The following is a 3,804-nucleotide window of genomic DNA, read 5'->3' as shown; positions in this document are numbered from 1 at the left end:
GAAGGGCGGATGAGGGGCTTCGAGCCGTCCCGTTAGGGCAAATCGCCCCGGTGGGGCGATTTGAGGGGAGAAGGCCATGAGAGCTATGCTCGAATGGCGCGACCGTCCCCCACCCAGCGTACTGTCCCTCTCCCCTTGTGGGAGAGGGACAGACCTGACGCGTTCAGCGGAAGGTCAGGGTGAGGGGGTCCGCATACGCAAGGCCCATGCATAAACCGCAGCCCCTCATCCGGCGCTTCGCGCCATTTTCTCCCGCGAGGGGCCTGTTGCATAGCGTCTGATGCAGCAACAAACACGGTGTCATCCGGGCCTCCGCGCCGGGATCCATCCTCAAATCTCAGGATAGGCCTAGGCTCAAGGCCGGGGCGACATCGAGGTTGGAAAGCCACTGCGAAGCGTTTCTCGCTTCGCTACAATTGCGCAACAGGCCCACAAGGGAAAAAGGGAGACCGAGGCGGCTGGGGAGAATGTACCCCCTAACACGCCCCCCTCAGGCTCCCCGCCATGCGCTCCACCGCCGCGTCCATCATCACCCGGTCGGCGATGGAATATTCGGCAGAAAACGCGCCATAGCTTGCCCCGTCGCACAGCGCCACCAGGCGCCGGTAGAGGATGCGCGATCCTTGCAGGCCCGACCAGCTTGCCCAGCGCGGCGTCACCGCCTGATAGGTGAGGCTCCAGCCGGCCTGGGCGTCGTCCCGCAGGCGCGCCGCCACCTCGCCCTCGAAATCCGTCATCGCCAACAGGCCGCCCCAGGCGAGCAGCGCGATGGGCTTGCCCGCAAACGTGAAGGCCTGCCCGTCGCCATTGCCGCTTTCACCCTGCCCGACGAAACCGGGCGGAATGTCCAGGCCGTAGCCGAAGCGGGCATTGTCGTAATGGCCCCAGCCCTGCGCCAGCGCGGGCAGGGCGAAAAGGCTCAGCAGCAGAACAAGAGCGAAGCGCATTGTGAGAGTCTGCCCACGCGCTCGGCTCCGATCAATCGTTTTCTCGCGCTTATTGCCGGCGCTGGTCACGGATTTCCTTGAGCACGTCATAGATGGAAAACAGCACCATCCACAGCTCCACCGCGATGCGCCAGATGACGATGCCGATCACCCCGCCGACCAGCGCCAGCAGAAAGCCGATGAAACCGCCGCCCGCCGGGGCATAGGGGTTGTTGCCCATGGCCAGTGCGCCAAAGGCGCCGGCCAGCGCCCCCAGCCCGATCACCACCAGTCCAATCCAGTAGATGAAACGGGTCAGCTTGGGCAGTATGAAGCTGTCGAAACTCAGAAATGCCTTGAGCATTACATCCCTCCTCTTGTTCCCCAAAGAGCAGGTTTGAATTTTATTTTGAGTCTGGCAAGCTATTCTGCCGCGAACAGAAGCGTGTTCGCCTATACGACCACGATGCCGGCATGCTTAGCCTTGTTCTCCGGCTCGACATGGATGGTGATCTGCACATCGTCCACCGCCCGGCGCAGCTGGGCCTCGATGCGGTCGCAGATGGCGTGGGCGTCGTCCACGCTCATCGTTCCGGCCACCACCAGATGAAAGTCGATGAAGATCAGCTTGCCCGCCTGCCTTGTGCGGATGTCATGGGCCTCGATGGCCCCTTCGGCACTGGTGGCGATGATGTCGCGAATGGTCTTCTGCTGTTCGGCGGGCACCGCCACGTCCATCAGCCCGCCCACGCTTTCCCGGATGACGCCCCAGCCCGACCACAGGATATTGAGCGCCACCAGCGTCGCCAGGATCGGGTCGAGAATTGCCCAGCCGGTGAGATAGACCAGCCCCAGCCCCGCCAGCACGCCGATGGTGGAGACCACGTCGGTCATCAGGTGCTTGCCGTCCGCTTCCAGCGCCGGCGAGCGCACCGCCCGCCCGTGCCGGCGCAATACCAACGCCCATACCGCATTGATTGCCGTCGCGGCGAGGCTGATCGCCAGCCCCTGCGCCGGCGCGGTCGGCAGGGTGGGGGCCATGAAGCTCATCGCCGCTTCGCGCAGGATGAGGATGGCGGCGATGACGATCATCACCCCCACCAGCACCGCCGAGAAATATTCCGCCTTGTGATAGCCATAGGGCAGGGCGGCGTCGGCCGGGCGCTGCGCCAGCCGTACCGCGCCGAGCGCGACAAGCGCCGTCACCACATTGACCACCGATTCCAGTGCGTCCGAATAGAGCGCGATCGAGCCGGTCACCGAAAAGGCCAGGAATTTGAGCCCGAGCACGATCAGCCCGATCAAAAGGCTGGTGGCCGCTATGGCCAGCGTTTTCCGGTTCGAGACGATCATGGAGTGCCCTTCATACAGCGGATTCAGGCCTTACTCCCTCGTTCGATCTCCCGCAAGTCCTTGAATTTGCAAATCATTTTCAGAAGCATTCCGATCTGCGGCGCTGCCGCGCCAAGCCCTTGATTGACCACGCCCTTCCCCCCGCCTACAACGGGGCCATGCGCAGAGTTCCCGTGATGGAACTGAAACAGAATCCGGTGCGGTCGACCCAATTCGGGGACCAACCCCGGAGCTGCAACGGTCTAGGCGAACCTGCCTCTTTGCTTGAGAGGCGATGATGACGATGGCTCCTCCCGGGTCCGCTCCCGGCAGTTTTACCGCTCCGCCCCTGGTTGCCGGCATTGGCTGCACCGGGCGCGCCGGGGCCGATGAGATCGTCGCCTTGATGCAAGCCTGTCTTGCGGAACTGGGCTTTTCGGCCAGCGGCCTCGTCGCCCTGGCCAGTCATGCCCGCAAGGCCGGCCATCCCGGCCTTGCCGCCGCCGCCCGCCATTTCGGCGTGCCGCTGCTTCTGCTGCCCCCCTCGCGCCTGGCGCCCGATATGCCCACGCCTTCGCCGCGCGTCGCGGCGGCGGTCGGCGTGCCTTCGGTGGCCGAGGCCGCAGCCGCTGCTTGCGGAAAGCTCGTCTTGCACAAAAGGCGCTCGGCGCAGGCCACCTGCGCCATCGCGCTGGCCTCGGGGCGGGCTCAGTCCAGTATGGCGGCGATGGCGCCCTCGATGCTGTCTGCTTCCAGCGCCGGGCCATAGGCGGGCCGCGCGATCATGATGACCTTTATGCCCAGCCGGCGCGCGGCTTCCAGCTTGGCCGAAGTCTGTTCCCCGCCCGAATTCTTGGTCACCAGATGAGTGATGTTCGCGCCCTGCATCAGCGCCATTTCCTCTTCCAGCCCATAGGGTGGGCGGGCCTGCAACAGGTCCATATGCGCCGGCAGGGCCAGGGGCGGCGCCTCGATGACGCGCAGGATGAAATGGCAGTCGTCGCGCTCGGCGAAATGCTCGATCCCGCCCTGCCCGGTGGTCAGCAGCGCGCGCGCGCCGCCGGGCAGGCTGCGCGCCGCCTCGGCCAGCGATTCCACCATTATCCAGTTGGCGCCCAATGGCTGCTCCCATTCGGGGCGCATATAGCGCACCAGCTTCACCCCGCTTTCCCGGGCCGCCGCTACGGCATGGCGCGAGATCTGCCCGGCATAGGGGTGGGTGGCGTCCACCATGCGCTCGATGCCGGCGGCGCGCAGATAGCTGGCCAGCCCGGCAATGCCGCCAAAGCCGCCCATGCGCAGGGTTCCGGCCGGAAGGGCCGGGGCCTGCGTGCGTCCGGCCAGCGAGGTGATGACCTCATGGCCCATCGCCACCAGCCTTTCGGCCAGCGTCCGCGCTTCTGCGGTGCCGCCCAGGATCAGGATTTTCATCGCACCATGCTTTCTGCTTTTCTTCAATGTGCGCATGTCCCTTCGCCCGATCAAGGGCAAGACGCCAGCCCGATGTCCGACCACGCTTCGCGCCCCGCCCACCGAACCGACGCCT

Annotated in this window: 5 protein-coding genes; 1 reads left to right on the top strand and 4 read right to left on the bottom strand. The window is 65.5% G+C overall.

Annotation, left to right across the window (positions count from 1 at the left end; genetic code table 11):
• Positions 1 to 476: 476 nt before the first annotated feature.
• From VDP82_RS15390 to VDP82_RS15380, 3 genes are all read right to left on the bottom strand, one after another.
• Positions 477 to 947: a hypothetical protein gene (locus VDP82_RS15390; RefSeq protein ID WP_323015710.1), complete on the bottom strand. Its 471-nt coding sequence runs from the start codon at positions 945 to 947 to the stop codon at positions 477 to 479.
• A gap of 49 nt (positions 948 to 996) precedes the next feature.
• Complete coding sequence (locus VDP82_RS15385; protein WP_323015709.1) at positions 997 to 1,290, bottom strand: DUF4282 domain-containing protein; 294 nt, start codon at positions 1,288 to 1,290, stop codon at positions 997 to 999.
• 89 nt (positions 1,291 to 1,379) lie between these two features.
• On the bottom strand, positions 1,380 to 2,279 hold the full coding sequence (locus VDP82_RS15380) for a cation diffusion facilitator family transporter (protein WP_323015708.1): 900 nt from the start codon (positions 2,277 to 2,279) through the stop codon (positions 1,380 to 1,382).
• 277 nt (positions 2,280 to 2,556) lie between these two features.
• Here VDP82_RS15380 and VDP82_RS15375 point away from each other — a divergent pair, with 277 nt between their 5' ends.
• Positions 2,557 to 3,027: a cobalamin biosynthesis protein gene (locus tag VDP82_RS15375; RefSeq protein ID WP_323015707.1), complete on the top strand. Its 471-nt coding sequence runs from the start codon at positions 2,557 to 2,559 to the stop codon at positions 3,025 to 3,027.
• Here the strand turns inward: VDP82_RS15375 and VDP82_RS15370 are convergent.
• A complete protein-coding gene (locus tag VDP82_RS15370; RefSeq protein ID WP_323015706.1) occupies positions 2,967 to 3,689 on the bottom strand; it encodes a cobalt-precorrin-6A reductase in 723 nt (240 codons plus the stop codon). The genes VDP82_RS15375 and VDP82_RS15370 overlap by 61 nt on opposite strands.
• Between the last annotated feature and the right edge of the window lie 115 nt (positions 3,690 to 3,804).

Origin of the sequence: Devosia sp. (genome assembly GCF_034675085.1) — a bacterium.
Lineage (GTDB): Bacteria > Pseudomonadota > Alphaproteobacteria > Rhizobiales > Devosiaceae > Devosia.
Note: the sequence above shows the minus strand (reverse complement) of the source record. Positions and strands in the feature narration are given on the sequence as shown.

Excerpts from the sequence above, each read along its gene's own strand:
- VDP82_RS15390 (WP_323015710.1), bottom strand. The coding sequence starts at position 947 with ATGCGCTTCGCTCTTGTTCTGCTGCTGAGCCTTTTCGCCCTGCCCGCG.
- VDP82_RS15385 (WP_323015709.1), bottom strand. The coding sequence starts at position 1,290 with ATGCTCAAGGCATTTCTGAGTTTCGACAGCTTCATACTGCCCAAGCTG.
- VDP82_RS15380 (WP_323015708.1), bottom strand. The coding sequence starts at position 2,279 with ATGATCGTCTCGAACCGGAAAACGCTGGCCATAGCGGCCACCAGCCTT.
- VDP82_RS15375 (WP_323015707.1), top strand. The coding sequence starts at position 2,557 with ATGACGATGGCTCCTCCCGGGTCCGCTCCCGGCAGTTTTACCGCTCCG.
- VDP82_RS15370 (WP_323015706.1), bottom strand. The coding sequence starts at position 3,689 with ATGAAAATCCTGATCCTGGGCGGCACCGCAGAAGCGCGGACGCTGGCC.